This is a genomic window from Schnuerera sp. (assembly GCF_035459645.1).
Taxonomy (GTDB): domain Bacteria; phylum Bacillota; class Clostridia; order Tissierellales; family Tepidimicrobiaceae; genus Schnuerera.
Genome location: NZ_DATHXO010000376.1, coordinates 1 through 4,659, shown reverse-complemented (window position 1 = coordinate 4,659; position 4,659 = coordinate 1). Strand labels below are relative to the sequence as shown.

Here is a 4,659-nt window from a genome sequence, read left to right as displayed (position 1 = left end):
CAAAACCACCTATATGACTATGAGCATCTACTATTCCAGGGATTACTACTAAACCATTAGCATCTATTATTTCTCCTTCATCCCAACTTAAATTCTCACCTATATCTAGGATTTTTCCGTCTTCTATAAGGATATCTCCTTATCATTTTTGAATAATCTATCGCAAGCTACTAGATGTCCTTCTCCTACATCTTGGATAGCTGGATATTTTTTAAAACATTCTTCAGTAGCTTTAAAACATCTTGGTGCAAAATAACATCCTGGACCTGGGTTAATTGGTGTAGGTGGTTCTCCTTCTACTTTTATCTTATCCATGATCTCGTCTGGATTAATGGAACCACAATTTGAAATCAAGGTTTTAGTATATGGATGTTTAGGATCTTTAACAATCTCATCAGCATTACCATATTCAACAATTTTCCCTAGATACATTACAGCCACTTTATTAGAAATATATCTAGTAAGGGAAATATCATGACTGATGAATATTACAGCTGCATCTTTTTCTTTGCTCAATTTAAGAAGCATATTTATAATCTCGGCTCTAACAGAAACGTCTAGCATAGATACAGGCTCATCAGCTATTATGAATTTAGGCTCAACAAGCATTGCACGTAAAATAGATATTCTCTGTAATTGGCCTCCTGATAATTCATGAGGATATCTTTTCATAATATCCTTTGCAGGACGAAGTCCTCCAAATTCCAAAGTTTCTAGTATAATCTTTCTTCTGTCCTCTTTAGAAGTTCCAATGGAATGGATGTTTAAAGGACGCATTAAAATTTCTTCGATAGTATCCCTAGGAGTGAAAGAATCATATGGGTTTTGAAAAACTATCTGGACCAATCTTCTAAAAGCCTTAGGATCTTCTTTCATCAGTTTATCCGTAGATATATTATCTATATAAACATCTCCACCAGTTGGTTCTTCTAACCTTGCAAGGATCCTTCCTAAAGTTGATTTACCACATCCAGATTCTCCAATTACTCCTAGTATTTCCCCTTTATTTAATTGTAAAGAAACTCCATCTACAGCTTTTACAATTGCTTTCTCTTTAGACCCTATGCTCAGTCCACCTTTTACTGGATACCACATGGATACATTTTCTATATTTATATAACCTTCATTGTTTTTCATCTACATTTCACCTCCATATAGGTGACAACTTATTACTCGTTCATTGCCTAACTGAATTTTCTTTGGTTTCTTCTTGCATATATCTGTTGCATGTTCACATCTAGGTGCAAATATACAGCCTTCATAATTTTGAGATAAATCCGGTAAGAATCCGCTTATACCTTCAAGCTTTCCTTTTTCACCTTTTAATGATGGAAAAGATGCTAAAAGTCCTTTAGTATATGGATGGAAAGGATTTTTCAGTACATCTTTTACATATCCTATTTCCATAAGTTCCCCAGCATACATAACTGCAACCTTATTACAAGATGTAGCAACTACAGACATATCATGGGTGATCATTATTCTAGTCATATCTAGTTCTCTCTCCATCTTAACTACCTCATCTAATATCTGACCTTGAGTTACTACATCCAAAGCAGTAGTAGCCTCATCCATAACCAACAGCTTAGGATTATTCAATAGACTTATAGCAATGGAAACCCTTTGAAGCATTCCACCAGATAGTTCGTGAGGATAAAGATTGTATACTCTATCAGATAAATTAACCAATTCTAATAAGTAGGTAAATCTATCTAATATTTCTTTCTTAGTAGCTTTAGGATTATGAACCCAATATATATCTTCTACCTGTGTCCTTATCCTATGGACAGGCGATAATGAATTCATAGATTTTTGGAAAACTACTGAAAGTTCTTTCCACCTAATCTTTTTCAATTCCTCTTGAGATAATTTAGTTAAATCTGTTCCAAGAAAATTTGCAACTCCTGATATTTCGGTAGTCTTTTCTGGTAAAAGCCTAAGTAAAGCCATAGCTAAAGTAGATTTTCCTGAACCAGATTCTCCTACTAATCCTAAAGAATCTCCTTTGTTGATTTTGAAACTTGCATCCTTTACTGCATATACTTTTTTATATTTATTTACATAGGTTACATTGAAATCCTTTAACTCTAAAATAGTGTTATTCATTTTCTACACCCCTTTCCCTTTGGAATGTTTAGGGTTCATAACATGATTTAGTCCGTCCCCAAGTAGATAAAATATGGTAACTGTTATTACAATGGCAACACCTGCAAAAGTTGCTATCCACCATGCACTAGTTAAGAAAGATTTTCCATCATATATCATCTGCCCCCAGCTGATTATATTTGGATCCCCTAATCCTAGAAAGCTTAGACCAGCTTCAGTCAATATAGCATTTGACATACCAACAGTTGTATTTGCAATAACAGGAAATATTCCATTAGGAATTATATATTTAAATAAAATTTGTCCTTTGGTTTCTCCCATGGCCGTAGCAGCCTTTACAAAAGTCCTCTCTCTTAAGGACAAAGCTTGAGCTCTCATAAGCTTAGCATTACTTGGCCAAGTAGTAAGGCCTATTACGATCATTACATTTATAATGCTATTACCAAATAATGCTATAATAAGCAAAATTAAAAAGAAGGTTGGAAGCATCATAAAAATATTTATTATTTCAGAAACAACTCTATCTACTGTTCCTCCAAAGAATCCTGCTATCCCACCAATTAAAATACCTAATAAACCAGAAATCAATGCAGAAATAACAGCTACTTGAAGAGAAGTCCTTGTACCATAAATAATCATACTGAAAATATCCTGTCCCATTTTATTGGTACCAAGTAAATGTCCATTTTCGCCTACTTCATTTAATATATCTGGACCAAAAAAATAGGGATCATATGTTGCAATATTTGGGGCAAACATGACAATTATTAATAAAAATATAATGCCTAATATCCCAAATAAAAGCTGTTTATCGTTTAAAATAGTCTTCATCATCTTTTATGCCCTCCTTAATACCTAATTCTAGGGTCTAACACTGCGTATACAATATCAACCAACATCATAACCACTGCAACCGATATTGACATTACTAGGTATATCCCCATAAGAGTAGGATAATCTCTTTGATTAATGGCAGTAAGTACAAGTCTACCAGTACCTGGCCATGCAAATACCGTTTCTATGAGGGCAACACCTGTAATCAAATAAGCCAAAGATATGCCAAAAATTGTAACAGTAGGTAAAATGGCGTTTCTAAAAATATACTTATTAAATATCTTTTTTTCACTCATTCCTGTAGCTTTCAATGTAAGGATGAAATCCTCATTAGTTACTTGTAAAACAGAAGACTTTGCAATTCTGTAATATAAAGGAATTTGTATTAATACTAATGTTCCTACAGGCAATATCATATGTTTTAAAACATCCATTACATAAGCCATTCCTTTGTATGAAGCTCTTGGATCTGTCATTCCATAAGTAGGAAGCAGATTAAGTACAGAGGAAAATATTATAATTAGCATCAACCCTAGCCAAAAAGAAGGCATAGAATTTAAAATATAAGAAAAACCTGAAAAAATGACATCTATTGCCGAACCTTCTTTCCTAGCAGCTACAATCCCCATTAAGGTTCCTATTATTAGAGATAATATTGCTGATGTTAAAACTAATAAAATAGTAGCAGAAAGTTTTTCACCAATCATCTCACTAACAGGCCTATTATAAATAATAGATGTACCTAAATCTCCACTCATAGCAGTCTTTAAATACGAAAAAAACTGTATGTGTAAAGGTTTGTCCAATCCATACTTTTCTTCTAATGCAGCCCTTAAAGCAGGATCATCTGTTTCTTTTCCCATAAGTGTTTTTATAGGATCTCCTGGCGCTAAATTTATTATTATAAAATTAATTAAAAAAACTATTAGAATTGTTAACAATCCTGTTAAAACTCTTTTGGATACATACCTTTTCACCTAATTCCCTCCTAATATGTCATTTTGACGTCACTTTAAACCAGTGCAGTGAACATGTTCACTTTTTAAATATTGTAATAACTTTAACATGGTAAAGTACTCATGTCAATAATTTTTTTGACAATTTGGAGGATTTAAACTTTTCATTTTATGCCAAATTTCAACTTTAAATTTTCAAATTATTTGGTATAATATAAATAATAAATAACTAAAAATAGATAAGGAGATCATTATGCCGAAAAAAACGTTTTTTAATCTTCCCTCCAATAAAAAGAAGAAAATAATAAATGCTGCTTATGATATATTTATCGAAGAAGAATATGAAAACGTAAATATTAGAATGATTACCAGTAAAGCAGAAATTTCCATAGGAAGTTTTTATCAGTATTTTGAAGATAAAGATGATTTATATGTATATTTGATTAGTAGTATTGAGAAAAAAATATACAAGAGGGAACTTGATGAAAAAGGATATTTTTTAATAGATAGCGATATAATTCCTATTGAGGAAATATGTACTACAAAAGAAATCGCTTTCAATCGTACTTGGTATAGAGCACCAGTTGAAGTAATGATGAAATTCTATTTTGGTAAATATAGTAGAGAATTGAATAGTCATGTAATGGACGAGCTTATAGAACTTAAAAAAACTGATAAATTAAAAGATTTTGTCGATTTAGATTTTGTTTTTCATATATATGCAACTTCAATGTTTAATATTCAAATGTATTTTAGAAATAAT

General features: G+C 31.9%; 5 protein-coding genes. 1 reads left to right on the top strand and 4 read right to left on the bottom strand.

Going from position 1 to position 4,659, the window contains the following annotated elements; genetic code table 11:
• Positions 1 to 123: 123 nt before the first annotated feature.
• Genes VK998_RS08775 through VK998_RS08760 form a run of 4 tightly spaced genes read right to left on the bottom strand, consistent with a single transcriptional unit; the run spans position 124 to position 3,917 of the window.
• A complete protein-coding gene (locus VK998_RS08775; RefSeq protein ID WP_325227722.1) occupies positions 124 to 1,137 on the bottom strand; it encodes an ABC transporter ATP-binding protein in 1,014 nt (337 codons plus the stop codon).
• On the bottom strand, positions 1,138 to 2,106 hold the full coding sequence (locus VK998_RS08770) for an ABC transporter ATP-binding protein (protein ID WP_325227721.1): 969 nt from the start codon (positions 2,104 to 2,106) through the stop codon (positions 1,138 to 1,140).
• 3 nt (positions 2,107 to 2,109) lie between these two features.
• On the bottom strand, positions 2,110 to 2,940 hold the full coding sequence (locus tag VK998_RS08765; RefSeq protein WP_325227719.1) for an ABC transporter permease: 831 nt from the start codon (positions 2,938 to 2,940) through the stop codon (positions 2,110 to 2,112).
• Positions 2,941 to 2,954: 14 nt separating this feature from the next.
• Positions 2,955 to 3,917, bottom strand: a complete 963-nt coding sequence (locus tag VK998_RS08760) for an ABC transporter permease (protein WP_325227717.1) — start codon at positions 3,915 to 3,917, stop codon at positions 2,955 to 2,957.
• A 232-nt stretch (positions 3,918 to 4,149) separates the two neighbouring features.
• On the opposite strand from VK998_RS08760, the gene VK998_RS08755 reads away from it, so the two are divergent.
• On the top strand, positions 4,150 to 4,659 hold a 510-nt coding region (locus tag VK998_RS08755), incomplete at its 3' end, for a TetR/AcrR family transcriptional regulator (protein WP_325227715.1).

Excerpts from the sequence above, each read along its gene's own strand:
- VK998_RS08775 (WP_325227722.1), bottom strand. The coding sequence starts at position 1,137 with ATGAAAAACAATGAAGGTTATATAAATATAGAAAATGTATCCATGTGG.
- VK998_RS08770 (WP_325227721.1), bottom strand. The coding sequence starts at position 2,106 with ATGAATAACACTATTTTAGAGTTAAAGGATTTCAATGTAACCTATGTA.
- VK998_RS08765 (WP_325227719.1), bottom strand. The coding sequence starts at position 2,940 with ATGATGAAGACTATTTTAAACGATAAACAGCTTTTATTTGGGATATTA.